The 26875-nt window shown below is 76.2% G+C and carries 24 protein-coding genes and 1 pseudogene; 16 read left to right on the top strand and 9 right to left on the bottom strand.

Going from position 1 to position 26875, the window contains the following annotated elements; all coding sequences use genetic code 11:
* The first annotated feature begins 114 nt into the window (after positions 1–114).
* Together AS188_RS01795 and AS188_RS16310 are read left to right on the top strand one after the other, a co-directional pair.
* Positions 115–1572, top strand: coding sequence for a flavin monoamine oxidase family protein (locus AS188_RS01795; protein ID WP_058857404.1), 1458 nt, complete (start codon positions 115–117; stop codon positions 1570–1572).
* Complete coding sequence (locus AS188_RS16310; RefSeq protein ID WP_083529152.1) at positions 1569–3950, top strand: amino acid permease; 2382 nt, start codon at positions 1569–1571, stop codon at positions 3948–3950. Before AS188_RS01795 ends, AS188_RS16310 begins: the two co-directional genes overlap by 4 nt.
* A 196-nt stretch (positions 3951–4146) precedes the next feature.
* On the opposite strand, the gene AS188_RS01785 is transcribed toward AS188_RS16310, so the two are convergent.
* Positions 4147–5034, bottom strand: a complete 888-nt coding sequence (locus AS188_RS01785) for an ABC transporter substrate-binding protein (RefSeq protein ID WP_058857403.1) — start codon at positions 5032–5034, stop codon at positions 4147–4149.
* Between the two features lie 126 nt (positions 5035–5160).
* On the opposite strand from AS188_RS01785, the gene AS188_RS01780 reads away from it, so the two are divergent.
* From AS188_RS01780 to AS188_RS01765, 4 genes are all read left to right on the top strand, one after another.
* The gene (locus tag AS188_RS01780; protein WP_058857402.1) at positions 5161–5538 is read left to right on the top strand and encodes an RNA-binding S4 domain-containing protein; all 378 of its coding nucleotides are present in this window, start codon (positions 5161–5163) and stop codon (positions 5536–5538) included.
* A gap of 158 nt (positions 5539–5696) precedes the next feature.
* On the top strand, positions 5697–7049 hold the full coding sequence (locus tag AS188_RS01775) for an MATE family efflux transporter (protein ID WP_058857401.1): 1353 nt from the start codon (positions 5697–5699) through the stop codon (positions 7047–7049).
* Between the two features lie 63 nt (positions 7050–7112).
* The gene (locus AS188_RS01770; RefSeq protein ID WP_058857400.1) at positions 7113–8069 is read left to right on the top strand and encodes a universal stress protein; all 957 of its coding nucleotides are present in this window, start codon (positions 7113–7115) and stop codon (positions 8067–8069) included.
* A gap of 33 nt (positions 8070–8102) precedes the next feature.
* Positions 8103–8990: a universal stress protein gene (locus tag AS188_RS01765; protein WP_058857399.1), complete on the top strand. Its 888-nt coding sequence runs from the start codon at positions 8103–8105 to the stop codon at positions 8988–8990.
* An 86-nt stretch (positions 8991–9076) separates the two neighbouring features.
* Here AS188_RS01765 and pdxT read toward each other — a convergent pair whose 3' ends face one another.
* Both pdxT and pdxS read right to left on the bottom strand, forming a co-directional pair.
* Positions 9077–9679, bottom strand: a complete 603-nt coding sequence (gene pdxT / locus AS188_RS01760; RefSeq protein ID WP_058857398.1) for a pyridoxal 5'-phosphate synthase glutaminase subunit PdxT — start codon at positions 9677–9679, stop codon at positions 9077–9079.
* A complete protein-coding gene (gene pdxS / locus AS188_RS01755; protein ID WP_058857397.1) occupies positions 9676–10596 on the bottom strand; it encodes a pyridoxal 5'-phosphate synthase lyase subunit PdxS in 921 nt (306 codons plus the stop codon). The genes pdxT and pdxS overlap by 4 nt, the downstream gene beginning before the upstream one ends.
* A 98-nt stretch (positions 10597–10694) precedes the next feature.
* Between pdxS and pdxR the strand changes: the two genes are divergently transcribed.
* The 4 genes from pdxR (at position 10695) to AS188_RS01735 (ending at position 13843) form a co-directional block, all read left to right on the top strand.
* A complete protein-coding gene (gene pdxR / locus AS188_RS01750) occupies positions 10695–12209 on the top strand; it encodes a MocR-like pyridoxine biosynthesis transcription factor PdxR (RefSeq protein WP_058857396.1) in 1515 nt (504 codons plus the stop codon).
* Positions 12210–12361: 152 nt separating this feature from the next.
* Positions 12362–12952, top strand: a complete 591-nt coding sequence (locus AS188_RS01745) for a hypothetical protein (protein ID WP_083529151.1) — start codon at positions 12362–12364, stop codon at positions 12950–12952.
* A 102-nt stretch (positions 12953–13054) separates the two neighbouring features.
* Positions 13055–13477: a hypothetical protein gene (locus AS188_RS01740; protein WP_058857395.1), complete on the top strand. Its 423-nt coding sequence runs from the start codon at positions 13055–13057 to the stop codon at positions 13475–13477.
* Positions 13478–13651: 174 nt separating this feature from the next.
* Positions 13652–13843, top strand: a complete 192-nt coding sequence (locus AS188_RS01735; protein WP_058857394.1) for a hypothetical protein — start codon at positions 13652–13654, stop codon at positions 13841–13843.
* Between the two features lie 120 nt (positions 13844–13963).
* Here the strand turns inward: AS188_RS01735 and AS188_RS01730 are convergent, their stop codons facing one another.
* The 3 genes from AS188_RS01730 to AS188_RS01720 form a co-directional block, all read right to left on the bottom strand.
* The gene (locus AS188_RS01730) at positions 13964–16222 is read right to left on the bottom strand and encodes a heavy metal translocating P-type ATPase (RefSeq protein WP_112255019.1); all 2259 of its coding nucleotides are present in this window, start codon (positions 16220–16222) and stop codon (positions 13964–13966) included.
* Between the two features lie 67 nt (positions 16223–16289).
* Positions 16290–16499 carry a heavy-metal-associated domain-containing protein gene (locus AS188_RS01725; protein ID WP_083529150.1) on the bottom strand — a complete coding sequence of 70 codons (210 nt, stop codon included), beginning with the start codon at positions 16497–16499 and terminating at the stop codon, positions 16290–16292.
* Between the two features lie 53 nt (positions 16500–16552).
* On the bottom strand, positions 16553–16867 hold the full coding sequence (locus AS188_RS01720) for a metal-sensitive transcriptional regulator (RefSeq protein WP_058857392.1): 315 nt from the start codon (positions 16865–16867) through the stop codon (positions 16553–16555).
* Positions 16868–16957: 90 nt separating this feature from the next.
* Here AS188_RS01720 and AS188_RS01715 point away from each other — a divergent pair, with 90 nt between their 5' ends.
* Genes AS188_RS01715 through AS188_RS01705 form a run of 3 tightly spaced genes read left to right on the top strand, consistent with a single transcriptional unit; the run spans position 16958 to position 20063 of the window.
* On the top strand, positions 16958–19024 hold the full coding sequence (locus AS188_RS01715) for a glycoside hydrolase family 15 protein (protein ID WP_083529148.1): 2067 nt from the start codon (positions 16958–16960) through the stop codon (positions 19022–19024).
* Entirely contained in the window at positions 19021–19755 is a 735-nt protein-coding gene (locus AS188_RS01710; RefSeq protein WP_083529147.1) for an AzlC family ABC transporter permease, read from the top strand. The genes AS188_RS01715 and AS188_RS01710 overlap by 4 nt, the downstream gene beginning before the upstream one ends.
* Positions 19752–20063: an AzlD domain-containing protein gene (locus AS188_RS01705; protein ID WP_058857391.1), complete on the top strand. Its 312-nt coding sequence runs from the start codon at positions 19752–19754 to the stop codon at positions 20061–20063. Before AS188_RS01710 ends, AS188_RS01705 begins: the two co-directional genes overlap by 4 nt.
* A 12-nt stretch (positions 20064–20075) precedes the next feature.
* Here the strand turns inward: AS188_RS01705 and AS188_RS17740 are convergent, their stop codons facing one another.
* The 3 genes and pseudogenes from AS188_RS17740 to AS188_RS01695 all read right to left on the bottom strand — a co-directional run bounded on the left by AS188_RS17740 (position 20076) and on the right by AS188_RS01695 (position 22326).
* Positions 20076–20882, bottom strand: coding sequence for an FAD-binding oxidoreductase (locus tag AS188_RS17740; RefSeq protein ID WP_307725695.1), 807 nt, complete (start codon positions 20880–20882; stop codon positions 20076–20078).
* A 127-nt stretch (positions 20883–21009) separates the two neighbouring features.
* Positions 21010–21363 (bottom strand): annotated as a pseudogene (locus tag AS188_RS17735) (FAD-binding oxidoreductase); the annotation flags it as partial.
* A gap of 312 nt (positions 21364–21675) precedes the next feature.
* Positions 21676–22326 carry a helix-turn-helix transcriptional regulator gene (locus AS188_RS01695; protein WP_058857390.1) on the bottom strand — a complete coding sequence of 217 codons (651 nt, stop codon included), beginning with the start codon at positions 22324–22326 and terminating at the stop codon, positions 21676–21678.
* Positions 22327–22722: 396 nt separating this feature from the next.
* Here AS188_RS01695 and AS188_RS01690 point away from each other — a divergent pair, with 396 nt between their 5' ends.
* From AS188_RS01690 to AS188_RS17805, 3 genes are all read left to right on the top strand, one after another.
* The gene (locus AS188_RS01690) at positions 22723–25056 is read left to right on the top strand and encodes a glycosyltransferase family A protein (protein ID WP_058857389.1); all 2334 of its coding nucleotides are present in this window, start codon (positions 22723–22725) and stop codon (positions 25054–25056) included.
* A gap of 253 nt (positions 25057–25309) precedes the next feature.
* Positions 25310–26767 carry an OFA family MFS transporter gene (locus tag AS188_RS01685; RefSeq protein WP_058857388.1) on the top strand — a complete coding sequence of 486 codons (1458 nt, stop codon included), beginning with the start codon at positions 25310–25312 and terminating at the stop codon, positions 26765–26767.
* Positions 26764–26865 (top strand): MFS transporter small subunit, encoded by a 102-nt coding sequence (locus AS188_RS17805; protein WP_414842748.1) that lies wholly within the window; start codon positions 26764–26766, stop codon positions 26863–26865. Before AS188_RS01685 ends, AS188_RS17805 begins: the two co-directional genes overlap by 4 nt.
* Positions 26866–26875: the final 10 nt, after the last annotated feature.

Raw genomic sequence — 26875 nt, 5'->3', positions numbered from 1 at the left:
GGTCCGGCGGGGTTCCCGTCGAGTGTAGGCCCCCCCGCCGCGGGAGGGGTCTTGACGGGATGCCGCCGGTGCCTCTTAATGAACCTAATTCATTTTGGAGTGAAGGAGATCACCATGTCGGATCAGCGCACCCTGGGCAGCGAGCGGGCGATCGAGCGGGACGTCGTCGTCGTCGGCGCCGGGCCCGCGGGCCTGATGGCCGCGCGCACCCTCGCCGCGGCCGGGCGGTCGGTGGCCGTGCTCGAGGCCCGCGACCGCGTGGGCGGGCGCACCTGGTCGCGCACCGTCGACGGGGCGTTCCTGGAGATCGGCGGGCAGTGGGTCTCCCCGGACCAGACCGAGCTGCTGGCCCTCGTCGACGAGCTGGGCCTGGAGACCTTCCCCCGCTACCGCGAGGGCGCCTCCGTCTACCTCGCCCCGGACGGGAGCCGGCACACCTACACCGGCTCGATGTTCCCGGCCGGGGAGGCCACGGTCGCCGAGATGGGCAGGCTCATCGGGATCCTCGACGAGCTCGCCGCCGAGATCGGCGCCGCCGAGCCGTGGGCCCATCCGCGGGCCCGCGAGCTGGACACCGTCTCCTTCCACGCCTGGCTGCGGGCCCACTCCGACGACGAGCGGGCCTGCGAGAACATCGGCATCTTCGTGGCCGGCGGGATGCTCACCAAGCCCGCCCACGCGTTCTCCGCCCTGCAGGCCGTGCTCATGGCCGCCTCCGCCGGGTCCTTCTCGAACCTCGTGGACGAGGACTTCATCCTCGACCGCCGGGTGATCGGCGGCATGCAGTCCGTCTCCGAGGCGATGGCGGCCGAGCTCGGCGAGGACGTCGTCTTCCTGAACACCCCCGTGCGCACCGTCCGGTGGGGCGGGCCGGAGGACACCTACGCCGAGCACGTGCCCGGCACCCCGGTCACGGTCTGGTCCGACCGGCTCACCGTGGTCGCGAAGGACGTGGTCGTGGCCGTGCCCCCGAACCTCTACTCCCGGATCTCCTTCGAGCCGCCCCTGCCGCGGCTGCAGCACCAGATGCACCAGCACCAGTCCCTGGGCCTCGTGATCAAGGTCCACGCCGTCTACGAGACGCCCTTCTGGCGGGACAAGGGCCTGTCCGGCACCGGCTTCGGCGCCCACGAGCTCGCCCAGGAGGTCTACGACAACACCAACCACGACGACCCCCGCGGCACCCTGGTCGGCTTCGTCTCCGACGAGAAGGCCGACGAGCTCTTCGGCCTGCCCGCCGGGGAGCGCCGGCGGCTGATCCTCGAGTCGATCTCCCACTACCTCGGGGAGGAGGCCCTGCACCCGGTGGTCTACTACGAGTCCGACTTCGGCTCCGAGGAGTGGACCCGCGGCGCCTACGCCGCGAGCTACGACCTCGGCGGCCTGCACCGCTACGGCGCCCACCAGCGCACCCCGGTCGGCCCGATCCGCTGGGCGTGCTCCGACCTCGCCGCCGAGGGCTACCAGCACGTCGACGGCGCCCTGCGCCAGGGCCGGCTGGCCGCCGCCGAGGTGCTCGGGCAGGTCCCCGCGGGCGCGGCCGGGACCGCGCTGACGGGGGCGGCACGATGAGCGCCCCCGGGCCCGTGCGCTACGTCGTCGGCTGCGCCGGGGACAAGCGCAGCCGCGACGCCGTGCGCCTGGGCGCCGCGATGGCCCGCGCCTTCGGCGCCGAGCTCGACCTCGTGCTCGTGCTGCGCCGCGACGACCCCTTCCAGCAGGTCTACCCGCCCGTCGGGGACATCTCCCCGGTGCTGCGCACCCAGGGCCGGCGGTGGCTGGAGGAGGCGGCGGCGCTCGTGCCCGACGACGTCGTCGTGCGCACCCACCTGCGCGAGGCCGACTCCGTGGCCGGCGGGCTCGTCGAGGCCGCCGAGGAGCTCGGCGCCCGGCTGATCGTGGTCGGGTCGAACTCCGGGACCGGGCGCCTGTCCCTGGGCCCGGCCGTCGACGCCCTGCTGCACAGCTCCCCGGTGCCCGTCGCGCTCGCCCCGCGCCGCTACCGCGGGGAGACCCCGCTGACCCGCCTCTACGCCGCGGTGGGCACCCGCCCCGGCGCCCACCAGGTCCTCGACGAGGCCGCGCGGGCGGTGGGACGCAGCGACCTCGAGCTCGTGCTGCTCTCCTTCCTGCCCCGCGAGGACGACGACGCCGCCCGCCGGGCGGTCCAGCACCACCTCGAGGAGGCCGCGGCCGCGGTGCGCCGCACCAACCCCGTCACGGTCGAGGTCGCCGCCGGCCCCTCCCTGAAGAAGGCCGTGCGCGCCGTGGACTGGGCCCCCGGCGGGATCCTGCTCATCGGCTCCTCCCGGCTCGCCCGCGGCCGGCAGATCTTCCTGGGCGGCACCGCCGCCCGCGTCCTCGCCCACCTGCCCGTGCCGATGGTCGTCGTGCCCCGGCCGGACCCGGAGGCCGTCCCGGACACCGGCACCAGCGCGGCCGCCCCCGCCGGGGAGCACGGCACCGACCACCGCAAGGGTCTGCGGACCGGCTCCGTGGGGCTGCTCGGCTCCGTCGTCATCGGGGTCTCCTGCATCGCCCCCGCCTACACCCTCTCCGGGGCCCTGGGCCCCACCGCCTCCGTGGTGGGCACCTCCCTGCCCGCCATCTTCCTCATCGGCTTCCTGCCGATGCTGCTCGTGGCCGTGGGCTACCGCCAGCTCAACCGGGCCATGCCCGACTCCGGCACCACCTTCACGTGGGCCTCCAAGGCCTTCGGCCCCTGGGTCGGCTGGCTCGGCGGGTGGGGGCTGCTCGCCGCCACGATCCTCGTGCTCTCCAACCTCGCCGGGATCGCGGTGGACTTCTTCTACCTCGCCCTCGCCCAGCTCACGGGCAACGACGCGCTCGCCGGGCTGACCCGCAGCGTCCCCGTCAACATCGCCACCTGCCTGGCGTTCGTGGCCCTCGCCGCCTGGATCTCCTACCGCGGCATGGAGACCACCAAGGCCGTCCAGTACGTGCTCGTGGCCTTCCAGATCGTCGTGCTGCTCTGGTTCTCGGCGGCCGCCTTCGGCCACGTGGCCGGCGGCACCGCCTTCGAGGGCCTCACGATCCGGGCCGAGTGGTTCAACCCCCTCGGCATCGACTCCTTCTCCGCGCTGGCGGCCGGGGTCTCCCTGTCGGTGTTCATCTACTGGGGCTGGGACGTGGTGCTGACCATCAACGAGGAGACCCGCGGCGCCGCGACCACCCCGGGGCGGGCCGCGATCGCCACGATCCTCGTGATCGTCACCCTCTACCTCACCATCGCCCTGGCCGTGCTCAGCTACTCCGGGGTGGCCGAGGAGGGGCTGGGCCTGGGCAACGAGGAGATCCAGGAGAACATCTTCGCCGCGCTCGCCGGGCCGGTCATGGGCCCCTTCGCGATCCTGATGTCCCTCGCGGTGCTCTCCTCCTCGGCGGCCTCGCTGCAGTCCACCTTCGTCTCCCCGGCCCGCACCATGCTCGCCATGGGCCACTACGGGGCGCTGCCCTCCCGCTACGCCCGCATCGCCCCGCGCTTCCAGTCCCCGGGCTACGCGACCGTGGCCGCCGCCGTGGTCACCGCCGTGTTCTACGCGGTGATGCGCGTGGTCTCCGAGAACGTCCTGTGGGACACCATCACCGCCCTGGGCATGATGGTCTGCTTCTACTACGGCGTCACGGCCCTGGCCTGCGTGTGGTACTTCCGCCGGCAGTCCCGCCGCAGCGCGAAGGCCTTCCTGGCCCAGTTCCTCGCCCCGCTGCTGGGCGGGATCCTGCTGCTGGTCTTCTTCGTGCAGACCTCCTGGGACTCCATGGACCCGGACTACGGCTCCGGGTCGGCGATCGGCGGGGTGGGCCTGGTCTTCGTCCTCGGCGTGGGGATCCTGCTGCTCGGCGTCGTCGTCATGGTCCTCCAGCACCGCCGCAACCCGGCGTTCTTCCGCGAGCGCTTCGAGACCACGGAGCTGCCGGTCCTCGACTGATCCCGGCACGGCCGGCTCCGTGCCGCGCGGGCCCGGCGGGCCGGCGAGCGCGGGCAGGACCGCGACGTGGTCGGTGGACGGGTGCAGCGGGGCGTGCACGGTCCCGGTGCGGCGGGAGCGGGACGCCGTGGCCCGCCCCGCGCGGGCCACGGCGTCCGTGGCGGTGCTCACACCCGGGCGGCCCGGGCCGGGCGGCTCAGCCGGCGGTGGGCTCCGCCGTGGCCCCCGGGTCGGCGGTGCTCGCGCCGGTGGGCTCCCCGGTGCTGCCGCCGGCGGCCTCGCCGGTGCCAAGCCACTTCGCCTCGAGCTCGGCGAGGCTGCCGTCCTCCTTCATGGTGGCCAGGGACCGGTCGACCTGCTCCAGCAGCGCGGTGTTGCCGGTCTTCACGGCCAGGCCCAGCTGCTCGCCCGTCTCGATCTCCTCGACCAGGCGCAGGTCCGGGTTGTCGGTGATGGCCGGGCCCATCACGGAGATGTTGCCGATCACACCCTCGACGTCGCCGGTGTTGAGCCCCTGGATCATCAGCGCCGAGTCCTCGTACTGGACGACCTCGGCGCCGTTCTCCTGCGCCTGGGCCTCGCCGGTGGTGGCCTGCTGCACGCCGATGCGCTTGCCGGCGACGTCGCCGACCCCCTGGATGCCGGAGTCCGGGGTCACGAGCAGGGCCAGGTTGTCGTCGAGGTAGGGCTCGGAGAAGTCCATGACGGACTCCCGCTCCTCGTTGATGGTCATCCCCGAGGCCGCGAGGTCGCACTGGTCGGAGTCCAGGGCCACGCCGGACTGGATGCCCTCGAACGAGGTGCGGATGAACTCGGTCTCCACGCCCATGTCCTCGGCGATCGCGTTGACCAGGTCGACGTCGAAGCCGACCGTCTCGCCGTCCTCCGTGTACTCGAACGGGCGGTAGGGGATGTCCGAGCAGACCGTGAGGGTGCCCTCGTTGATCAGCTGCACCTCCCCGCCGCCGGCCTCGCCGCCGCCTTCCTCCTCCCCGCCGCCGCCGGCGCAGGCGCTGAGCGCGAGCGCGGAGACGGCGAGCAGGGACAGGGTCCCGCGGGTCCGGCGCTGTGCGGGTCTGGTCATGGAACTGTCCTTCCGTCGGGCGGTGGCGGACCGGGCGGGGGCCGCGGCCGGCCGGTGAATGTGCTTCAGTGTATGGGCAATCCGGTGCCCGCTGTGGCGTGCACCACTTTCGGGGACGGAGGCGAGATGACGACGACGGAGGCGCCGGCCACCGTGCGCGTGGACGTGTGGCTGTGGGCGGTGCGCGTGTTCAGGACCCGCTCCGCCGCCACCGCGGCGTGCCGGGCCGGGCACGTGAAGATCGACGGGACCTCGGTCAAGGCCGCCCAGCCGGTGCGGCCGGGCCAGCGGGTGAGCGTGCGCCGGCCCGGCCACGAGCAGGTGCTCGAGGTCGTGCGGCTTCTGACCAAGCGGGTGGGGGCGCCCGTGGCCGCGCAGGCCTACGTGGACCGCAGCCCGCCCCGCACGCCGGCCCTGCACGCGGCCGTGCCCCGCCGCGAGCGGGGCGCGGGCCGGCCGACGAAGAAGGACCGCCGGGAGACGGACCGCCTCCGCGGCCTGTGACCCCCTCCCGCCCCTCCCGCGGGATCCCCCGGCCGCCGCGCGGCCTCGCGCCGGCCCCGCCGCGGGCGTGGGGGCCCGCGGCCGGCGGGGGATCCCGCGGGAGGAGCGCTCGGGGGCGGGGGAGAGGCGGGGTCGGGGCGGGTCGCTAGCCTGGTCCGGTGACCACCACCTCCCGCCCCCGCGGTCTCAACCGGCAGATCCTGGCCCTGGCCGTGCCCGCCTTCGGCGCGCTCGTGGCCGAGCCGCTGTTCCTGCTCGCCGACTCGGCGATCGTCGGCCACCTCGGCACCCCGCAGCTCGCCGGCGTCGGTGTCGCGGCGACCGTGGTGCAGACGGTCGTGGGGCTGATGGTCTTCCTGGCCTACTCCACGACGCCGGCGGTGGCCCGCCACCTCGGCGCCGGCCGGCTCGGGGAGGCGCTCGCCGTGGGCCGGGACGGGATGTGGGTCGCCGCGGGGCTGGGCGTGCTCCTCGCCGGGGCCGGCGCGGTGCTGGGCCGGCCGCTGCTCGCGGCCACGGGCGCGAGCGGGGCCGTGCTCGACCACGCCGTCACCTACCTGCTCTGGTCCCTGCCGGGCCTGCCCGCGATGCTGCTCGTGCTCGCCGCCACGGGGGTGCTGCGAGGCCTGCAGGACACCCGCACCCCGCTGGTCATCGCCGGGGTGGGGGCCGCGGCCAACGCCGGGCTGAACCTCGTGCTCGTCCACGGGGCGGGCCTCGGGGTGGCGGGCGCCGCCCTGGGCACCTCGGCGGTGCAGTGGGCCATGGCCCTGGCCTACCTGCGCATCGTCGTGCGGCTGGCCCGGGCGGAGGGGGTCGGGGCCGCCACGAGCCCGGCCCGGGTCCGCGCCCACCTGACCGTGGGGTCGTGGCTGATGCTGCGCACCGTCTCCCTGCGCGTGGCGATCGTGACCACCCTGCTCGTGGTCACCGGCCAGGGGGCCGAGAACCTCGCCGCGCACCAGCTCGTGCTCACCGTCTTCAACTTCCTCGCCTTCGCCCTGGACGCCCTGGCGATCGCCGCGCAGGCGCTGCTGGGCCGCGAGACCGGGGCCCGGGACCTGCGCGACCCGGCGGGGCGGCGCGCGGTGCGCGAGCTGATGGACCGGCTCGTGCTGTGGGGGCTGAGCTTCGGCGTGGTCACGGGCGTGCTCGTGGCACTGGTCGGGACCCGCCTGGGCTTCCTGCTCAGCCCCGACCCCGCGGTGCAGGCGCTGTTCGCGGCGGCCCTCGTCGTCGTCGCCGTCGGCCAGCCGCTGGCCTCCTACGTCTTCGTCCTCGACGGCGTGCTCATCGGCGCCGGCGACGCCCGCTACCTCGCCCTCGCCGGGGTGCTCAACCTCGTGCTCTACCTGCCGCTGCTGGGCCTCGTCGCCGCCCGCGGCGGGGACGGGACCGCGGGCCTCGTGTGGCTGTGGACGGCCTACGCCGGCGGCTACATGGGGGCCCGGGCGCTCACCCTCGGCCTGCGCGCCCGCTCCGACGCGTGGCTGACCGCCGCCGCCCGCTGACCGGACCGGTAACAACGGCGCATCCGGACCGGGAACGTAGCGCGGATCACCTACGATGCGACCATGACTACTGCGCCTCGCGACAACAACCAGACCTCCGCCGTGATCGTGGGCATCGACGGCTCCGACCAGGCCCGCCACGCCCTCCAGCGGGCGCTCGAGGAGGCCCGTGCGCTCGAGCTGCCCGTCCGGCTCGTCGGCGCCTACCCGGTCATCGGCGTGGGCGACCCCGGCCTGGAGCAGCGCTTCACCGAGGCGGTGACGAAGGAGAACGCCGAGCACCTCGCGGAGGCCCGCGAGCTCGCCCAGCAGGCCGGGGTGCAGGCCGAGACCGTCGAGGCCGGCGGCGACGCCGCCAAGGCGATCGTCGAGCAGTCCGAGGGCGCCGCCCTCGTGGTCATGGGCAAGCGCGGCCGCGGCGGCGCCCTGCGCGGCCGGCTCGGCTCGGTCTCGGCGGCCGTGGCCGCCCACGCCAAGTGCCCCGTCATCATCGTCCCCGAGGCCTCCGAGGACCGCCCCGCCCGGCACGGCGGCGGCGGGGACATGGCCCTCGAGCCCAACGGTCCCGTCAAGGTCGACGAGATCGACTTCTCCGGGCGCGTGGTCGTGGGCCTCGACGCCCTCGGCGCCCGCAACCCGGCCCTGTGGCAGGCGGTCGAGTACGCCCGGGGCCACGGCAGCAAGCTCGCGCTCGTCTCGGTCAACGGCGCCCTGTCCGGCACGCCCTCCTGGTTCCAGGACGAGTTCAACCAGGCCCGCTACTTCCACGAGGCCGAGCAGAAGCTCGCCGAGATCTCCCGCGAGATCGCCGCGGAGCACCCCGAGCTCGAGGTCGAGCACCACATCTTCGTGGGCCGCCCGGCGCGGATCCTCATGCGCGCCACCGACTCCGCCGAGCTGGTCGTGGTCGGCTCCCGGGGCATCGGCGGGTTCCGCGGGCTGCTGCTGGGCTCGGTCTCCCAGGCGGTGCTCGAGAACGCGACGGGCTCCGTGATGGTCGTCCCCTCGCACCCGGCCTGATCCGCCCCTCGACCCTCAGGAGGTCCCCTGGCCATGGCAGCGCAGATCGTCGTCGGCTACGACGGCTCCGAGAACAGCGACCGCGCCCTCGACTGGGCCGTCCGCGAGGCCGCCGCCACGGCGGCGCCGCTGCGGGTGGTCGTGTCCATGGGCCGGCCGGTCGCCGTGGACCCGAGCCTGTACGGGCCCTTCCTGGAGGCGATCGAGGAGGAGGCGGACAAGGTCGCCGCCACGGCGGTGGGCCGGGCCCGGGAGCAGGGTGTCGAGGCGGTCGCGGTCGTGGAGCGCGGGGACGCCGCCGGGGTGCTCGTCGAGGAGTCCCGGGGCGCGGCGGTGCTCGCCGTCGGCCGCCGCGGCCGCCACGGCGTGCGCGGCCGGCTCGGCTCCGTCTCCGCGGCGGTCGCCGCGCACGCCGCCTGCCCCGTCGTGGTGCTGCCGGAGGGCTGGGACCCCGGGGCGGCGCCGCGGCCGGGCACGGCCTTCGACGGGCGCGTGGTGGTGGGCGTGGACCGGCTGGGCCGGGACAACCCCGCCGTGCAGGCCGCCGCCCGCTGGGCCGAGGACCACGGGCTCGGCCTCGTCCTGCTCACGGTGATCCCGGAGGCCCTGAGCATGCCCACGGCCTCCGCCGACCTGGACCGGGCCGTGCGCGAGCAGCTCGTGGGCCCGGCCCAGGCGATGGTCGACCAGGTCGCCGCCGCGGTGCGCGCGGACCGCCCCGGGCTGGACGTGACCACGGCGGTGCTCTCGGGCGCGCCCACCGAGCGGCTCGTCGACGCCGGCCGCCCGGCGGCGCTGCTCGTCGTCGGCTCCCGCGGTTACGGCGGCTTCCGGGGGCTGCTCATGGGCTCGGTCTCCCAGGCCGTGCTCAACGACGGGCGCGGGCCCGTGATGGTCGTGCCCTCCCGCCGGAAGGACTGAGCGCCCGGCCCGCGACGCACGGGGCGGCCCCGGGGTCCGGACAGGACTCCCGGGGCCGCCCCGTGCGTGCGGTGCGCGGCCCGTGCTCAGGCCGCGGCGGCCCGCCGTCCCGCCGCCAGGGCCAGCAGCCGCTCGTGGACCGCGGTCTCCCCGGTGAGCTCCGGGTGGAAGGAGATCCCGAGCACGCTGCCGCTCGCGACCGCGACGACCTGCCCGCGGTGACGGGCCAGGACCGCCACGCCGGGACCGGTGCGGGTGACGACCGGCGCCCGGATGAACGCCGCCCGCACCGGGGCCCGCTCCTCGCCCCAGGCCAGGACGGTCTCCTCGGAGGCGGCCTGCGGGCCGAAGGCGTTGCGGGCGACCGTGACGTCCAGGACCTCGAGGCCGCGCTGGCCGGGGGCCGGGTCCTCGATCGCGGCGGCGAGCAGGATCAGCCCCGCGCACGTGCCCAGGGTCGGCAGCCCGCCCAGCACCGCCGCCCGCAGCGGCTCGCGCAGCCCGAAGAGCCGCAGCAGCCGGTCCATCGTGGAGGACTCCCCGCCGGGCAGCACGAGGGCGTCCAGCCCGGCGAGGTGCTCCGGAGTGCGCACGAGCACGGGCTCGGCGCCGAGGCCCCGCAGCATCGCGGCGTGCTCGGCGACCCCGCCCTGCAGGGCGAGCACCCCGACCCGGGGCGCGCAGCTCACCAGCCGCGCTCCGCGAGCCGGTGCGGGGCCGGGAGGTCGGCCACGTTGATCCCGACCATGGCCTCGCCGAGCCCGCGGGAGGCCTCGGCGATCTTCTCGGGGTCGTCGTAGAAGGCGGTGGCCTTGACGATGGCCTGGGCGCGGGCGGCAGGGTTGCCGGACTTGAAGATCCCGGAGCCCACGAACACGCCGTCGGCGCCGAGCTGCATCATCATGGCCGCGTCCGCCGGGGTGGCCACGCCGCCGGCGGTGAACAGCACCACGGGCAGCTTCCCGGTCCGGGCGACCTCGAGGACGATGTCGTAGGGCGCGGCGAGCTCCTTGGCCTTGACGTAGAGCGCGTCCGGCGCGGCCCGGTACAGGCCCTGCAGCTCGGCGATCTGGCCGCGGATGGTGCGGATGTGCTTGGTGGCCTCCGAGACGTCACCGGTGCCGGCCTCGCCCTTGGAGCGGATCATGGCCGCGCCCTCGGCCAGCCGGCGCAGGGCCTCGCCGAGGTTGGTCGCCCCGCACACGAACGGCACGGTGAAGCGCTGCTTGTCGATGTGGTGGACGTAGTCGGCGGGGGAGAGCACCTCGGACTCGTCGATGTAGTCCACGCCGAGGTGCTCGAGCACCTGGGCCTCGACGAAGTGGCCGATGCGGGCCTTGGCCATCACCGGGATCGAGACGGTGTCCACGATCGCCTCGATGAGGTCCGGGTCGGACATGCGGGCCACGCCGCCCTGGGCGCGGATGTCGGCGGGCACCCGCTCGAGGGCCATGACGGCCACGGCCCCGGAGTCCTCGGCGATGCGCGCCTGCTCCGCGGTGACGACGTCCATGATGACGCCGCCCTTGAGCATGTCGGCCAGGCCGCGCTTGACGAGGGGGGAGCCCGTGAGGGGCTGGGCAGGGGAGGTCTGCAGATCGGTCATGGACCCCATCGTCGGGCCTCCCACTGGTCCACCGACAGGTCCACCGGGCGTAGAATCCGGTGGACCAAGAGGGCGGACGACGACGACAGGAGGCGCACGTGCGGCACCCCCACGGCGCCGAACTGCCGCTGCGGCTCGACCGCTCCGACCTGGTCCCGCTGCCGGCCCAGCTGGTCCGGCAGCTGCGCGAGCTCGTGGTCTCCGGGGCCCTGCGCCCTGGGGAGCCCCTGCCCCCGACCCGCGGGCTGGCCGCCCGGCTGGGCGTCTCCCGCGGCACGGTGGTCACCGCCTACGACCAGCTGCACGGGGAGGGCTACCTGCACGCGACCACCGAGGCGACCGTGGTCCACCCCGACCTCGCCCGCCCGGCGGCACCGGCGCCCCCGGCCGGGACGGCCGACGCCCGGCCGGTGCGGGCGGCCCGGCCGCGGCGGGAGCGGCCGATGATCGACCTCACCCCCGGGCGCCCCGACACCGCCCGCCTGGCGACCCCCGCGTGGCGGGCCGCGTGGCGCGACGCCGCCGCGGCGGCCGCCGGCGCCGCCCCGCCCCCGCCGCAGGGCTCCGCCGCGCTGCGGGAGCAGATCGCCGAGCACCTGCGGCTGATGCGCGGGGTGGTCCGCGACCCGGAGGACCTGCTCGTGACCACCGGTGCCCGCGACGGCCTCCAGCTGCTGCTGGCCGTGCTGCACGGGCGCGCCGGGCGCCCGCTGCGCGTGGCCGTCGAGGACCCCGGCTACCCGTCCCTGCGCCGGGTCCCGCAGCGGCTGGGCCACGAGGTGCTGCCCGTGCCCCTCGACGCCCACGGCCTCGACCCCGCCCGGCTGCCCGCCGGCGCCTGGGGGGCGGCCGGGGACTGGGAGGTCGAGCGGGCCCCGGACGCGGTGGTCGTCACCCCCAGCCACCAGTACCCCCTGGGCGCGTCCATGCCCGCGGCCCGCCGGCTCGAGCTGCTCGGCTGGGCCCGCGCCCACGGGGCCCTGGTCGTCGAGGACGACTACGACTCGGAGCTGCGCTACGTGGGCGAGCCCCTCCCGGCGCTCGCGGCCCTCGACCGCGCCCCGGGGGCCGACGACGGCGGGCACGTGGCGACCCTCGGCTCCTTCACCAAGGTCCTCGCGCCCGGCCTGGGCGTCGGCTACCTGCTGCCCCCGCCCGCGCTGCGGGAGGAGCTGCTGCGGCTGCGCACCGACCTCGGCAACCCCGCCTCGGCCGTGGCCCAGGACGCCCTGGCCCGGTTCCTCGCCGCGGGCGGGCTGCGCCGGCACACCGCCCGGATGCGCCGGGAGTACCGGCGCCGCCGGGACCTGCTCGCCGCCGCGCTGGCCGGGACGGCCGGCGTCCGGGCCGTGCCCATGGACGGCGGGCTGCACGCCGTCCTGGAGTTCACCGGCGAGGTCCCGCTCGAGGAGCAGGACGTGGTCGACCGCGCCGCCGCCGCCGGGGTGCGGGTCGCGGCGCTGGGCACCTACTGGGCCGAGGGATCCCGGGGCTCCCGCCGCGGCGTCGTCGTCGGCTTCGGGGCGAGCGGGGACGCCGCCGGGGACGACGCCCTGCCGGACGCCCTCGAGGTCCTCGCCGGCGTCCTGGCCCGTCCCTCCGGCGCCGCCTGAGCGCGGCCCTCCTGGGCACGGGCCGGGGGTGCGCTGGGAGGTGCCCGGGGGGCCGGGCTCCCGGCGGACCCGGGGCGGGCGGGCCCCGCCCCGGTGGCTAGACTGGCCGGGGCGCTCCGCCCCTCCCCGCACCCTCCCGAAAGGCCCGATCCGTGCAGCCCGACCCGAGCACCGGCATCCACCGCGACCTGTTCGCGCCCACGCTGGTGCGCGCGCTCGCGGCCCTCGTGCTGGGGGCCGTGACGATCTTCTGGCAGGAGCCGGGGATGACCGCCGTGGCGTGGGGCACGGGCCTGTACCTGGCCGCGACCGGGGCGGCGAGCGTCCTGCTGCAGCTGCGGCTCAACGGCAACGACGCCGTCGACCTCGGGCCCGGCCGCCAGATCCCCCAGTCCTACGGGGTGCTCTACCTCGTCGGCGGCGTCCTCACGGCCCTCGGCGCGGAGGACCCCGCGAGCCTGGTCCTCTACGCCGGGTCGGTCATGGGCCTGGCGGGGCTCACCGAGCTCGCCCTGGGCCTGAAGCACCGCACGGACTTCCCCCTGGGCCGGGACTGGACCATCGCCGGGCTCGCCACGGTCCTCGCCGCGACCGGGCTCGTGCTCGTCGTCGACCTCGGCCCCAAGGCCCTGTTCGGCGTGGTCGGCGGCTCCGCGATCGTGATCGGCGTGACCCACCTGCTCGCCGCGCTGACCCTGCGCCACGAGGACCGCCGGGGACGGGCCCCCACCGGGACGGCGTAGACTGGACCACCGCGGGCCGGACCCCGGTCGGGGCCGGCCGCGCCGCGCGGGCCGGATCCCCGCGGCACCCCACCCCAGCAGCACCTTCCCGAAGGAGGACGAGTGGCACAGCGCAAGGGCTCCCGGGCCGACGTCAAGGGACCGCTCATCCTCTCCACCGTGATGGCCGTGGTCGCCTTCGCCGCCGTGGCGATCTTCGCGACCGGCGGCACCGACAACGCGCTGCGCCTGGACCTGGCCCTCATCGCCGCCGGCATCGCGTTCATCGCGACCGTCGTGGTCAGCGCGACCCTGATGATCGTCGAGCGGCCCAACGACCCGAGCCTGGGCCAGGGCACCGGCGTGAACCGCTCCTCCGCGCGGCTCTACGCCGAGGCCAAGGCCCGGCGCCAGCGCGAGGCGGCCGCCCGCCGCGACGGCGAGGCCGAGTTCGGCCGCCGGGTGCGCCCCGACACCGAGGGCGAGGACCTCCTCGGCCGCGGCCCCGGCACCCCCGACGACGGTCCCGCGGCCCCCCGCTCCTGATCCGGCGGGCCCGCACCCTCCGCGCCGGGCGCGGTGGTCCGGCGCCCGCCGCTCCCGACCCGGATCCCACCGGTCCCGTTTCTGGCCGGTGCGCGCGTCCCACCGGTAGGATCGGCCGGCACGGAGGCGCCCGCCGCGGGCGTGCGCCGCACAGCCACGAGACGGGAGCCACGCATGAGCGATCAGCCGACACAGCCGGCCCAGGGCGAGGGCGAGTTCGAGGAGCAGGTCGAGCACCGGCTCGCGGAGCACCCCGAGCGCTCCGCGGACGACGACGCCGGCGACGTCGCCCAGGAGGACCACAAGGCGTCCCTGCCCGAGCTGGACACCGAGGAGGACAGCCCCGTCAACCCGGGCACGGCCTGAGGCCCCGGCCCGTCGTGCCGTGCCCGGCGGGCCGGGCCGCCCACGGCGGAGGGCCCGCCGCGACAGGAGACCTCCTGCCGCGGCGGGCCCTCCGGCTCCCCGCCGCGGCGGGGAGCCGGCTCAGCGGCCGAAGCCGCGCAGCCGCAGCGAGTTCAGCACCACGAACACGGAGCTGAAGGCCATGGCCGCGCCGGCGACCACGGGGTTGAGCAGCCCGGCGGCGGCCACCGGGATGGCCACCACGTTGTAGGCGAACGCCCAGAACAGGTTGGACTTGATCACGGCCAGGGTCCGGCGGGAGAGCGCGATCGCCGTCGGCACCGCCCGCACGTCGTCGCGCACGATCGTGAGGTCCGCGGCCTCGATGGCCGCGTCCGTGCCGGAGCCCATCGCCACGCCGAGGTCGGCCTGGGCGAGCGCCGCGGCGTCGTTGACGCCGTCGCCGACCATGGCCACCACGCGGCCCTCGTCCTGCAGGTCCCGGACCACCGCGACCTTGCCCTCCGGGGAGACGTCCGCGACGACGTCCCCGGCGGGGATGCCGACCTCGGCCGCCACGGCCCGGGCCACGGGCCCGTTGTCGCCGGTCAGCAGCATCGGGCGCAGCCCGAGCTCCCGCAGGCGGTCCACGGCCTCGCGGGCACCGTCCTTGACGGTGTCGGCGAGGTCCACGAACCCGGCCAGCGCCCCGTCCACGGCCACGAGGACGGTGGTGAACCCGCCGCCCTGCGCCCGGCGCAGGGCCTCCTGCTGGGTGTCGTCGAGCCGGATCCCGTTCTGCGCGAGCCAGGTGGTGCGCCCGACGACGACGGAGCGCGAGTGCATGCCGTCGGCCACGTGGGCGCGCACGCCGCCGCCGGGGGCGGAGACGAAGCGGGAGACGGGGAAGCGGTGCGGGGTCGCGGCCGCGATCGCGCGGGCGATCGGGTGCTCGGAGGAGTCCTCCACGGAGGCCGCGAGGTCCAGGACCTGGTCCTTCGACCACGCGGAGAGCGGGGTCACGGCGGCCACGGCGAGCCGGCCGCTGGTGACGGTGCCGGTCTTGTCGAGGACCACGGTGTCGACGGTGCGGGTGTCCTCGAGCACCTCGGCGCTCTTGATGAGGATCCCCAGCTGGGCCCCGCGGCCCGTGCCCGTGAGCAGGGCCGTGGGGGTCGCCAGGCCCAGCGCGCACGGGCAGGCGATGACGAGCACGGAGACGGCGGCCACGAAGGAGGCGTGCACGTCCCCGGTCAGCAGCAGCCAGCCGGTGAGCGTGGCCAGGGCGAGCACGAGCACGACCGGGACGAAGACCCCGGAGATGCGGTCGGCCAGCCGGGCCACGGGGGCCTTGGTCGCCTGGGCCCGGGAGACCATCCGGCCCATCTGGGCCAGGGTCGTGTCGGCGCCCACGCGGGTGGCCTCGACCACGAGCCGGCCGGTGGTGTTGACGGTCGCGCCCGTGACCGTGTCCCCCTCGGCGACCTCGACCGGCAGGGACTCGCCGGTGAGCAGGGAGGTGTCCACGGCGGAGCGGCCCTCGAGGACCGTGCCGTCGGTGGGGATCTTCTCCCCGGGGCGCACCAGGATCCGGTCGCCCGGGCGCAGGGCCTCCGCGGGCACCCGCACCTGCTGCCCGTCGCGCAGCACGACCGCGTCCTTCGCGCCGAGCTCCAGCAGGGCGCGCAGCGCCTCGCCGGAGCGGGCCTTGGCCCGGGCCTCGAGCCAGCGCCCGAGCAGCAGGAACGCGGTGACGAGCGCGCCGGTCTCGAAGTAGAGCTGGTGGCCGCTCATGTCCATGGCGTGGCCGAGCATCGCCCCGGCCGTCATGTCCGGGTCGCGCAGCAGGTTCCACAGCGAGAACAGGTAGGCGGCGGACACGCCCATGGAGACGAGGGTGTCCATGGTGGAGGTCAGGTGCCGGGCGTTGACGGCCGCCGAGCGGTGGAAGGGCCAGGCCGCCCACGTGACGACCGGCAGGCTCAGGACCGCGACCACCCAGCCCCAGTGCGGGAACTGCAGCCCCGGGACCATGGAGATCGCGAACACCGGCACGGACAGCGCGGCGGCGACCACGAGCCGGCGGCGCAGCGACTCGGGGGAGCGCAGCGAGGACGCCTCGCGCCCGGCCACCCGGGCCATGGCGTCGGGGCCGGGCCGCGCCCCGCCGTCGTCGTCCCCGGCCGCGCCGGAGGGCCCGGCGGAGCCGCCCGGGGCGGACCCGCCCTGCAGGACGGCCCCGTACCCGGCGTTCTCCACGGTGCGCAGGATCTCCTCGTCGCTCACGGCCTCGGGGGCGTGGACGGTCGCGGTCTCCAGGGCCAGGTTCACGGAGGCGTCGACGCCCTCGAGCTTCCCGAGCTTCTTCTCGACCCGGGCCACGCACGAGGAGCAGGTCATCCCGGTGATGCCGAGCTCGAGGGTGCGCAGCGGCCCCGCGACCTCGGCCGGGACGGGGGTGCGGGTCTCAGGCAATGCTGTACCCCGCTTCCTCGACGGCCTCCTGGAGCTCGGACGGGCTCAGCTCGCGCCCGGCGGTGACGGTCACGGGGGAGACCCCGCCGGCGACGAGGTCGACGTCGACGGCCTGGACGCCCTCCAGGGCGGTGAGCTCCTCGGTGACGGCGGTGACGCAGTGGCCGCAGGTCATTCCGGACACGTTGATGACGGTCTGCACGGTGTGCTCCTCGTGGGTCGTGGTGCTGGTGGGGTCGTTCTGGTGGGGCGCGGTCAGCTCTTGACCAGGCGCGCGATGGCGGCGGAGGCCTCGCGCAGCTTCTCGTCGACGTCCGCGGTGCCGCCGGTCTCCCGGGCCGCCTGCACGGCACCGGCCACGCAGTGGTTCAGGTGCTCGTCGAGCAGGCCCAGGCTCACGGAGCGCAGCGCCGACTGGATCGCGGAGATCTGGGTGAGGACGTCGATGCAGTACTGGTCCTCCTGGACCATGCGGTGGATGCCGCGGACCTGGCCCTCGATGCGGCGCAGGCGCTTGAGCCAGGCGTCCTTCTCCTGGGTGTAGCCGTGCGGCGGCAGGTTCTCGGTCACGGGTCCTCCTCGGTCGTCCTGCCCCGAGATTATACCCCCTAGGGGTATAGTGCAACCCCCGGTGCCCGTGCGATGTGCGAATCTTGGGGCATGGCTTCACCGATCGAGGACTACGCCCTGCTCTCGAACATGCGCACCGGCCCGCTCGTCTCCCGCAGCGGGTCGCTGGACTGGCTGTGCGCCCCGCGGTTCGACGCGCCCTCGGTCTTCGGGGCCCTGCTCGGGGAGCCCGAGCACGGGCGCTGGCTGCTCGCCCCCGCCGGGGCCGTGGACGAGGCCGGGGACCTGCTCGAGGACGACGACGCCGACGCCCAGGTCGCCGAGCGGTTCTACGTGGAGAACACCTTCGTCCTGCAGACCGTCTGGGTCACCGACACCGGCTCCGTGCGCGTGACCGACTTCCTGCCGCTGACCTCCCGCACCGACGTCGTGCGCCGCGTCGAGGGCCTCACCGGCGAGGTCGAGATGTACCAGGAGCTGCGGATCCGCTTCGGCTACGGCACCGTGGTGCCCTGGGTCAGCCGCTTCGAGGGGGAGCTCGGCCCCGACGGCGAGGAGGCCGCGCCCCCGATGCTCGTGGCCATGGCCGGGCCCGACGCCGTCGTCCTGCGCGGGGAGCCCCTGCCCGAGGCCGCGAGCGACGACGACGAGCGCCGCCACCGCGGGACGTTCACGGTCTCGGCCGGGCAGGCCCGCGACTTCGTGCTCACCCACTTCGCCTCCCACCGCACGCCCCCGGCGCCCATCGACGTCAACGACCAGCTCAACCGCACCGTGGAGCTGTGGCAGGAGTGGTCCGGGCTCTACGGGCCCGCCGAGGCGGGGGCCGAGGAGCCCGACGGGCCCGCGGCCGGGCACGAACCCGTCCCGGTCGAGCGGACCGGGGCCGTGCGCCGGTCCCTGCTCGTGGTCCGCGCCCTGATGCACCAGGAGACCGGCGGGCTCGTGGCCGCCCCCACCACGTCCCTGCCCGAGGTGATCGGCGGCGAGCGCAACTGGGACCACCGCTTCGCCTGGCTGCGCGACGCCGCCACCGCCCTCGAGGTCATGCTCGACCACGGCCACGACCGGGAGGCCTCCCAGTTGCGCAACTGGCTGCTGCGCTCGGTGGCCGGGGACCCCCACGACCTGCAGAACCTCTACGGCGTGGCCGGGGAGCGGCGCGGGCGCGAGCACCAGCTCGACCTGCCCGGCTACGAGCGCTCCCGGCCCGTGCGGGAGGGCAACGGCACCGCCGTGCACCACCAGTCCGACGCCGTGGGCCACGTGATGGTCGTGTTCGAGCGGCTGCGCCGGCGCGGGGCCGCCGAGGACCACCTCTCGTGGCCGCTGCAGCAGGCGATGCTGCGCTCCGTCGTGGAGAACTACGAGGTCCAGGACCAGGGCCTGTGGGAGATGCGCGGCGAGCGCCAGTACTACACGCACTCCCGGGTGCTCATGTGGGCCGCCCTCCAGGCCGGGGTGGACGCCGTACGCGTGCACGGGCTGCCCGGCGACGCCGCGCTGTGGGAGCAGCTGCGGGACGCGCTCGCCGAGGAGATCTGGACCTCCGGCTACGACCCCGAGATCGGCTCGTTCGTCCAGTACTACGGGACCACGAGCGTGGACGCCTCCCTGCTGCAGCTGCCGCAGGTCGGCTTCGTGGCCCACGACGACGAGCGGATGCTCGGGACCGTGCGGCGGATCGAGGAGCAGCTGCGCCACCCGTGCGGGCTGATCCACCGCTACCGCAACGTCCTCGGCCCGGTGGACCCCGCCGACCCCGACGCCTACGCGGGCGTCATCGGTGTCGACGGCTTCCCCGGCCAGGACCCACCGCACCTCGGGGCGTCCCTGTGGCTGGCCGCCCAGTACGCCCGCACCGGCCGGCGGGAGGACGCCGAGCGGCTCGTGGACCGGGTGCTCGCCACGGCCAACGACCTCGGGCTGCTGGCCACCGAGTACTCGCCCGAGCTGCACCGGCTCACCGGCAACTTCCCGCAGACCCTCACCCACCTCGCGCTCGTGCAGGCCCTCGACGCCCTGGACGCCCTCGACGCGCCCGCGGAGGAGCCCTCCGCGGCGCCGGAGGGCTCCTCCGCTGCCGGGGAGGCCCCGTCCGCCGTCCCGTCGTACGCGGCCCCGCCGGCCGGGGCGGCCGGCGGGGAGCCGGCGTGAGCTCCGCGGCCGCCGTGCCGTGGCGGTCCTCGCCGGCGGTGCGGATCGGGCTGTCCCTGTCCGTGGCCACGGGACTGTACGGGATCTCCTTCGGCGCCCTGTCCGTCGCGGCGGGGCTGACGTTCTGGCAGACGGTGGCGCTGTCCGCGCTGATGTTCACCGGCGGGTCGCAGTTCGCGTTCATCGGGGTGCTCTCCGGCGGCGGCGCCGGGGCCTCCGCGCTCGGGGCGGCCACGCTGCTGGGGGTGCGCAACGCCGTCTACGGGATGAGCATGAACGCCCTGGTGCGCCCCCGCGGCTGGAAGAGGGTGCTCGCGGCGCACGTGACCATCGACGAGTCCAACGCGGCCGCGTCCTCCCAGGCCGACCCGGTCGAGGAGCGGCGCGGGTTCTGGGTCGCCGGGCTGGGCGTGTGGGTGCTGTGGAACCTGTTCACCGTGCTGGGGGCGCTGCTGGGCAACGCCCTGGGCGACCCCGCCCGGTGGGGTCTCGACGGCGCCGCCGTCGCCGCGTTCCTGGGCCTGCTGTGGCCGCGGCTGAGCGCGCGCGAGCCCGTGGCGGTGGCCGCCGTCTGCGCGCTCGTCACGGCGCTGACGATCCCCGTGCTCCCGCCCGGGGTGCCGATCCTCGTGGCCGCGGTCGTCGCCGGGGCGATCGGCTGGGCCCGCCGCGGCGGGGGCGGCGACGGCGCCCCCGCGCCCCGGGTCGGCTGCCGGGAGGCCGGGGCGTGAGCACCTGGTTCTGGGTCCTCGCCGCCGCCGGGCTGGCCTTCGCCCTGAAGTTCGTGGGCTACCTCGTCCCCGACCGGGTGCTCGACGACCCCCGGGTGGGCCGGATGGCCGGGACGGTCACGGTCGGGCTGCTCGCGGCGCTCGTGGTGATGAACGCCGTGGGCTCCGGGCAGGCGATCGTGCTCGACGCCCGGGTCGGCGCCCTGGCCGTGGCCGCGGCGGCGCTGCTGCTGCGCGCCCCGTTCCTGGTCGTCGTGGTCCTCGGCGCGGCCGCCGCGGCGGTGCTGCGCCTGCTCGGGGTCCCCTGAGCCCGTCCCGGCTCAGGCGGCCGCGGGGAGGACGTTGTGGTTGCGCCGCAGCAGGTTCTGCGGGTCGTAGCGCAGCTTCAGCTCGGCCAGCAGGCGGTGCTTCTCCGGACCCCACGACCGCCGGGCGGCCTCGGCCCCCGGGGGAGCGCCCTCGGCGCCGAGGAAGTTCACGTACTCCCCGCGGTCGGCGAAGGGCAGCAGCCGGGCGTGGGCGGACCGGGCGAAGGCGGTGAGCCGCTCGTCCTCGGCCGGGTCCTGCCAGAACCCGTAGACGTTGAGCCACAGCTGCGCCGACCGGTTCGGGAACGCGGTCGTGCCCTCCGGCACCCGGCCGAAGAACCCGCCCATCAGGTGCAGGTCGAGGCCCGTGCCCGCCCAGTCGACCTCGCCGGCGACCGCCACGAGGGCGTCCAGCATCCGCCCGTCCGGGCCGGCGAACGAGAGGTTCTTCCAGTACCCCCGGGACCCGGTGGGGAACAGCCCGTCCATCGCGGACTGCCACTGCGGCCAGGGCAGCGGGGCGATCTCCTCCCCGTCGGGCGGCGCGGCCGTCCGCAGCCGGTCCACGAGGGCCAGGCCCGCGGCGTGGTCGGGGTCCGCCCACGCGAAGGCCACGAGCATCACGGTGTCCTCGCCGACGCCGAACTCGGGGGGCAGCCGCAGGAAGGAGACGATCGGGTTCATCGCGTCGGGCAGCTCCTGCGACCAGCGGCCGAAGGCGCGCAGGGCGCTGCGCCAGTGCTCCCGCGCCCACACGAGGGTGCCGGTGAGCACCGGGGCCGGCAGGGGCCGGGCCCGGAAGACGAACGAGGTGACCACCCCGAGGTTCCCGCCGCCGCCGCGCAGGCCCCCAGAACAGGTCGGGGTTGTGCACCGAGCTCGCGTGCAGGTGCTCGCGGGTGCCCGTCACGACGTCGGCGGCCAGGAGGCTGTCCAGGGCCAGGCCCCAGGTGCGGGTCAGCCACCCGACGCCGCCGCCGAGGGTCAGGCCCGCCACGCCCGTCGCGCTCACCACCCCCAGGGGCACGGCCAGCCCGTGCGGGGCGGTCGCGGCGTCGACGTCGGCCAGGGTCGCCCCGGGCGCCACGACGACCTCGCGGCTGTCCGGGTCCACCGACACCGCGCGCAGCCCGCCGAGGTCGAGCACGATCCCGTCCTCGACCGTGCCGTGGCCCGCGACGCCGTGGCCGCCGCCGCGCACCGCCAGCGGCAGCCCGGTGTGCTGGACGGCGCCGAGGACGGGGTCGACGTCGGCGACCGAGCCGGCCCGCACCACGGCGGCGGGGCGGAGGTCGATCATGCCGTTCCACACCCGGCGGGCGTCGTCGTAGCCGGGGTCGCCGGGCACGGTCACGGTGCCCGTGAGGTGGTCCCGGAGCTCGTCGAGGGGTGGCCGGGGCGTGCTCCCGGGCCTGGGCTGCTGCGCGGCGTTCATCGGACCGGCTTCCTGTGCACGGGGGTGCTCCCCCGACCTGGTGAGCGGATCGGTGCCGGCGCGGTCGCCGGAGCGACCCGTGGGGTGGTGCCCCTCATTCTAGGTCCGGGGCGGGGGCCCGCCAACGGGTCGGCCCAGGTCACGGCCGGGATCCGTGCGCCGGGCCCCGGGGCCCGCTCAGGCCAGGGGCAGCACGGGCGGGACGACGCCGTCCTCGACGGCGCGCTTGTAGAGCTCGAGCTTCGTGCGGGCCGGGCGCTCGACGAGCGCGTACTTGCGGCGGATCCGCTTCAGGTGCTCCTCGACCGTGGACTCGGCGATGCCCAGCGTCGCGGCGACCTCCTGCTCCTGGAGGCCCTCCACGTAGTGGGTGAGCACCTCCCGCTCCCGCGCCGAGAGCTTGGCGGGCGAGCGGTCGGGCAGGGCGGCCAGGGCCGACTGGAGCTGGTCGCTGACGAAGTCCCCGAGCTGGCAGGCCAGACGCATCGTGCGGAACACCGAGCGGATCGGCTCCCACTTGCCCACGGCCCCGGCCGCACCGAAGGCCAGGGCGGAGCGCACGCGGGCGACGTCCGTGTGGGAAGCCAGCACGACCACGGCGTGGTCGTGGGCGGTGAGGTCGGCGATGTTCTGGGCCGTGCTGCGCCCGTCGAGGGTGTCCATGCTCAGCAGCACCACCGGCGCCTCGAGCGGGCCCTGCTCGAGCAGCTCCGCCACGGTCCCGGCCGCCGCCCCGATGCGCACCCCGTGCTCGGGGTGGTCCTGGGACTCCCGCTGCATGGCGATGCGGGTCATGGGCTGGGGACTGATGACGGCGGCGTGCAGCATGGGGCGGGCTCCTGGGATCGTCCCGCCCGGCGGGGCGGGTCTCCGGGGACCGGGGGGAGGCCGGACCGCTCCGGCACCCGGACGGCGACGACGACGGACCCCCGGTCGCACGCCGGCATATGCCGCAGTCGGCATGCTGGGGTGAGCGGGAGGGGTGCCCGTGCGCGGTCGGAGCGTCCGGCGGGTCGCGCCGGCGGAGGAAGTGCGCTGTGAACCTCCAGGATCCCCGACCCGGGGGACGGCCGCCAACACGAGCGCGTGCGGACCTTCAAGTTCGTACACATGACGCCGCGCGTCCCGCGTCCCGTATGGGACGGGGGAGTGCGGGACGGCCGCCGTGCGGAGGACAATGGGGGCGTCCGGACACCCCGGGACCGCGTCCGAGAGGATCCCGTCATGCGCGTCGCGCTCCTGACCGCTCCGCCCGCCGACCCGTCCGCCGCCCTCGGGCACCGTGCCGTGCTCGCGGCCCTGGCCGCCCGCGGGGTGGAGGTGCTCCGGTCCGCGGAGCCCTTCCCCGAGGCGGCTGACGGTCCGGCGCCCTCCGGCCCGGCGGCCGGTGCGGCCGGTGCGGACGCGGCGGGCCCGGACGCCGGGGACCGGAGCGGTGCGGCGGGCCCGGAGGCCCTCCTGGTCCTCGGCGGGACCGGGTGCGCTCCGGCGAGCGTACCCGAGCTCACCGCCTGGGGGCGGGCCGCCCGGGCGGCCCAGCGCGCCGCCCGGCCGGTGGTCGTCGCGGGCCTGGGTCTCGAGGCCGGGTGCGCGGGCCCCCGGGCCCGGCTCGTGGGCGAGCTGCTCGGCGCGGCCGACCTGGTGGGCCTGGCCGACCGGACGTCCCTGGCCGTGGCCCGGCGGCTGTGCCCGGAGCACCCCGCCCTGCGGATCGCCGGGGACGCCTCCGTCCTCGCCGCCCCGCAGGACCACCGCGGCCCGGGGATGCCCGCCGCGGGGCGTGCCGCCGACGGTGCCGGGGCGGGGCGGCCGCACCTGCTCGCGTGCTTCGAGCCCCACGACGGCCCCTTTTCCCCGGGCGAGGCGGCCCCGGCCCTGGCGGCCGTGCTCGACGCCCTCGCCCACCGCACGGGTGGTGCGGTCACCGTCCTCGGGGGCGCGCCCGCCCCGGCGGCCGCGGACGAGGCCGCCGCGGCGGCCTGCGGAGCGCCCGCCCCGGCCGCCGGGGGCCCGCCCGTCCCGGAGCCGGCCCGAGCCCCGGACGGGCCCGCCGCCGCCCCGGACGGAGCGGCGGCGGGCGTCCCGCTGTCCGACCGCGTCGCGGCACGGCTGGCCGAACCGGCCCGTCCCGCCGCGCCGGAGGCGCTGGCCGCCCGGCTGGCGGAGGCCGACTGGGTCGTCACCTCGCACCCGGAGCTCGTGCGCGCCGCGCTCGCCGCCGGAACGGCCGCGCTCCCCGTTGCGACCAGTGCATATGCCGATGATCGCATGGAAGGGGTGCTGACCTCGTGGGGGCTCGGCGGGCATACCGTGCCCCTCGCGGCCCTGCTCACCCCGGGGCCGGCCGCCTGGGACACTCGGGACGCGGCCCAGCGCTGGGCCACCGAGGCCCTCGCCCGGCACGAGGCGTTCTGCTCGGCGCTCGCCTCGGCCGCCCCGGCGGTCCGGGCGGCGGCGGGGGCCTGGTGGGACGACGCCGTCACGGCGCTCGGCGGGGCGGTGCCGGAGGCGCGGCCGGACGAGGACCCTCCGCCGCGCGGCGTCGCGGCCCCCGTGGTGGCCGAGCTGCGCCGCCGCCACGCCCGGCCGGCGGTCCCGGCGGTGCGCCCGACCGTGGCCGTGCTGCTGCGCACCCACGGCGAGGAGCCGGCCCTGCTGGCCCGAACCGTCGACGACGTCCTCGCCCAGACCTTCACCGACTGGCGGCTGCTGGTCGTGGCCGACGGCGCCGACCGCGCCGCGGTCGAGGCGGTCCTCGCGGAGCGGGCCGAGGCGCTGGCGGACCGGACCGAGGTGCTCCACCGCCGGCGGGACGCGGGGCCCTGGGCCGCCGCGAACCGCGGGCTGCGGGCGGCGGACTCGGAGCTCGTCGTCCTCCACGACGAGGCCGACCGGTGGCACCCCGCCCTGCTGCAGCGCGCGGTCGCCTGCCTCGAGGACCCGCTGGTGGCCGACGACGGGGTGCTGGTGCGCACCCGCGCCGCCGAGCTGGACCCGGCCGACGGCGCGGCGCGCGAGACCGGCCCGGGCCCGGAGCCGCCGGCCCGGGGCGAGCTGACGCTCTCCGAGCTGGTGCGCGGCGGCGGGCAGGCCCCCGGCGTGCTCGTCCACCGCCGGGCCGTCCACGACGTGCTGGGCGACTACGACGAGCAGCTCGGTGCGGCGGGGGAGTGGGAGTTCCGGCTCCGGTTCCTGGAGACCTTCACCGTGGGCGTGCTCGACGGCCCGGTCGAGGTGGTCCGCGGGCGGCTGCCGGCCGGCGCCGCCCCGGGCGCTCCCGGCCGGGCCGAGCGGGAGGAGCTGCTCGTGCGCGAGCGGCACCTGAAGCAGTGGACCGCGGAGCACGGCATCGGCCTGCCGCTGCACCTGGCCCGGGAGGCGGCCGAGCACGCCGGCGGCCTCCACCGCCGCCTCGACGCGTCGGAGCAGCTGCTGCGGGAGCTGCTCGAGCTCGCCCGGGAACAGGCGGTGCGGATCGAGCGCCTCGAGGCCGCCGCCCGGGACCGGGGCCTCCGGGGCCTGCTGCGGCGGCTGGGCCGGTGGTTCCGGGCCGGCTGAGCGCCGCCCGCCGTCGTCCCCGTCCCTCCCTCTCCCCGCGAGACCTCACGGGGCGCGCGAGGCCCCACGCAGCAGGCACCGGCGGCGTGGGTCCTCGCGACGGGCACGGGCTCTCGCGGAGACGGGGGAGGCGCAGGATGCCCCGCCGGGAACGGGCAGGCTGCTTCCCGTTCGAGATGTGGATGTGACATGCTTCACCCCGGAGCGCCCCGGCGACGCGAGGGACTCCCCACGACGAGCGAGGAGTGCAGCGATGGGTTGGCTCGATCGACAGCACACGGTGGCGCCCCCGGGCTTCAACCGCTGGCTGATCCCCCCGGCGGCGCTGGCGGTGCACCTGTGCATCGGCCAGGCCTACGCCACGAGCGTGTACAAGACCGCCCTGGTCGAGCACTTCGGCGCGTCCCTGACGCAGATCGGCCTCATCTTCTCGATCGCCATCGTGATGCTGGGCCTGTCGGCCGCGGTCTTCGGCACCTGGGTGGACACCCACGGCCCCCGCAAGGCGATGTTCACCGCGGCGCTGCTGTGGACCGGCGGCTTCCTGGTCGGCGCGCTGGGGATCTTCACCCGGCAGCTGTGGCTCGTCTACGTGGGCTACGGGGTGATCGGCGGCATCGGCCTGGGCATCGGCTACATCTCCCCGGTCTCGACGCTGATCAAGTGGTTCCCCGACCGTCCCGGGCTGGCCACCGGCATGGCGATCATGGGCTTCGGCGGCGGCGCGCTCATCGCGAGCCCGGTCTCCTCCGCGCTGCTGAGCTTCTACGACCCGGCCTCCGGCACCGAGGGCTGGGCGCCCAGCGGGGACGCCGTCGGCAAGCTCTTCCTGACCTTCGCGGTCGTCTACTTCGCCTACATGATGTTCGGCGCGTTCACCATCAAGGTCCCCCCGCCCGGCTGGCGGCCGGCGGGCTTCGACCCCACCACGGTCAGGACGCAGGAGCTCGTCACCAGCAACCACGTCTCCGCGCGCAACGCCGTGCGCACCCGGCAGTTCTGGCTCGTGTGGCTCGTGCTCTTCTGCAACGTCACCGCCGGCATCGGCATCCTCGAGCAGGCGGCGCCCATGATCCGGGACTTCTTCCGCCAGGCCGACGGCTCCTCCCTCGTGACCGCGGCCGTCGCGGGCGGGTTCGTGGGCCTGCTGTCGATCGGCAACATGGGCGGGCGCTTCGTGTGGTCGACCACCTCGGACGTCGTGGGCCGCAAGCGGATCTACCTGATCTACCTCGGCGTCGGCGCGGCGCTCTACACGGTCCTGGCCCTGTTCGGGTCCTCCTCGACGCTGCTGTTCGTGCTGCTGGCCTTCGTGATCATCTCCTTCTACGGCGGCGGCTTCGCCACCGTGCCGGCCTATCTGCGGGACCTCTTCGGCACCTACCAGGTCGGGGCGATCCACGGCCGGCTGCTCACGGCGTGGTCGGCGGCGGGCGTGGCCGGGCCGCTGATCGTCAACGCGTTCCTGGACGCCCAGGGCACCCCCGGCGAGCTCACCGCCGCGGCGTACCGGCCGGCCCTGCTGACGATGGTCGCGCTGCTCGTCGTCGGCTTCGTCGCCAACCTCCTGGTCACCCCGGTCGACGCCCGCTGGCACGAGCCCTCGGACAGCCCCGCCCACGGACGGGCCGGGACCGACGACGACGAACGACCCGCTGACGGCAGGCGCGTCCCGGCGCCGGTCGTCGCCGCGAAGGAGGACCGGTCATGACCACAGCACGTCTCGCCCTGGGCTGGGTGCTCGTCGGGGTCCCGCTGGGCTACGGCATCGTGCAGACCCTCATGAAGGTCGCCGCCCTGTTCGGCTGACGGTCCCGCC

Source organism: Kocuria flava (genome assembly GCF_001482365.1).
Taxonomy (GTDB): Bacteria; Actinomycetota; Actinomycetes; order Actinomycetales; family Micrococcaceae; genus Kocuria; species Kocuria flava.
Note: the sequence above shows the minus strand (reverse complement) of the source record. Positions and strands in the feature narration are given on the sequence as shown.

Excerpts from the sequence above, each read along its gene's own strand:
- AS188_RS01795 (WP_058857404.1), top strand. The coding sequence starts at position 115 with ATGTCGGATCAGCGCACCCTGGGCAGCGAGCGGGCGATCGAGCGGGAC.
- AS188_RS16310 (WP_083529152.1), top strand. The coding sequence starts at position 1,569 with ATGAGCGCCCCCGGGCCCGTGCGCTACGTCGTCGGCTGCGCCGGGGAC.
- AS188_RS01785 (WP_058857403.1), bottom strand. The coding sequence starts at position 5,034 with ATGACCAGACCCGCACAGCGCCGGACCCGCGGGACCCTGTCCCTGCTC.
- AS188_RS01780 (WP_058857402.1), top strand. The coding sequence starts at position 5,161 with ATGACGACGACGGAGGCGCCGGCCACCGTGCGCGTGGACGTGTGGCTG.
- AS188_RS01770 (WP_058857400.1), top strand. The coding sequence starts at position 7,113 with ATGACTACTGCGCCTCGCGACAACAACCAGACCTCCGCCGTGATCGTG.
- AS188_RS01765 (WP_058857399.1), top strand. The coding sequence starts at position 8,103 with ATGGCAGCGCAGATCGTCGTCGGCTACGACGGCTCCGAGAACAGCGAC.
- pdxS (WP_058857397.1), bottom strand. The coding sequence starts at position 10,596 with ATGACCGATCTGCAGACCTCCCCTGCCCAGCCCCTCACGGGCTCCCCC.
- AS188_RS01735 (WP_058857394.1), top strand. The coding sequence starts at position 13,652 with ATGAGCGATCAGCCGACACAGCCGGCCCAGGGCGAGGGCGAGTTCGAG.
- AS188_RS01730 (WP_112255019.1), bottom strand. The coding sequence starts at position 16,222 with ATGACCTGCTCCTCGTGCGTGGCCCGGGTCGAGAAGAAGCTCGGGAAG.
- AS188_RS01715 (WP_083529148.1), top strand. The coding sequence starts at position 16,958 with ATGGCTTCACCGATCGAGGACTACGCCCTGCTCTCGAACATGCGCACC.
- AS188_RS01695 (WP_058857390.1), bottom strand. The coding sequence starts at position 22,326 with ATGCTGCACGCCGCCGTCATCAGTCCCCAGCCCATGACCCGCATCGCC.
- AS188_RS01690 (WP_058857389.1), top strand. The coding sequence starts at position 22,723 with ATGCGCGTCGCGCTCCTGACCGCTCCGCCCGCCGACCCGTCCGCCGCC.
- AS188_RS01685 (WP_058857388.1), top strand. The coding sequence starts at position 25,310 with ATGGGTTGGCTCGATCGACAGCACACGGTGGCGCCCCCGGGCTTCAAC.
- AS188_RS17805 (WP_414842748.1), top strand. The coding sequence starts at position 26,764 with ATGACCACAGCACGTCTCGCCCTGGGCTGGGTGCTCGTCGGGGTCCCG.